Origin of the sequence: Chromohalobacter sp. HP20-39, from assembly GCF_033052815.1 — a bacterium.
In the GTDB taxonomy this organism is placed as follows: domain Bacteria; phylum Pseudomonadota; class Gammaproteobacteria; order Pseudomonadales; family Halomonadaceae; genus Chromohalobacter.
Window position 1 is genome coordinate 1 of the sequence record NZ_JAWHTP010000317.1, and the last position, 349, is coordinate 349.

The 349-nt window shown below is 63.9% G+C and carries 1 protein-coding gene; it reads right to left on the minus strand.

All coding sequences use genetic code 11. The features are described 5' to 3' along the window. Positions 1–349, minus strand: a 349-nt coding sequence (locus tag RVY79_RS18165; protein ID WP_317465929.1) for an ATPase, T2SS/T4P/T4SS family, incomplete at both ends; no start/stop codon positions are given.

Genomic DNA, 349 nt, shown 5'->3' on the forward strand with positions numbered 1-349 from the left:
GATCTGACGGCGCAAGCTCACCTCACTGCCCTGGAAACCGGCGAAGCCCGCCAGCATTTCCAGCCGATACAGGCATTCGCGCGGGCTGCTGGCGTGGATGGTGCCCATCGAGCCATCGTGGCCCGTGCTCATGGCCTGCAGCATTTCCAGCACTTCGCCACCGCGCACTTCACCCACGATGATGCGGTCCGGGCGCATACGCAGGCTGTTGCGCAGCAGCTCGCGAATCGTCACCACACCAGTGCCCTCAAAACCCCCGGGGCGGCTTTCCAGGCGCACCACATGCGGGTGGTTGAGCGACAGTTCCGCCGTGTCTTCAATGGTGATCACGCGCTCAGTAATCGGGATG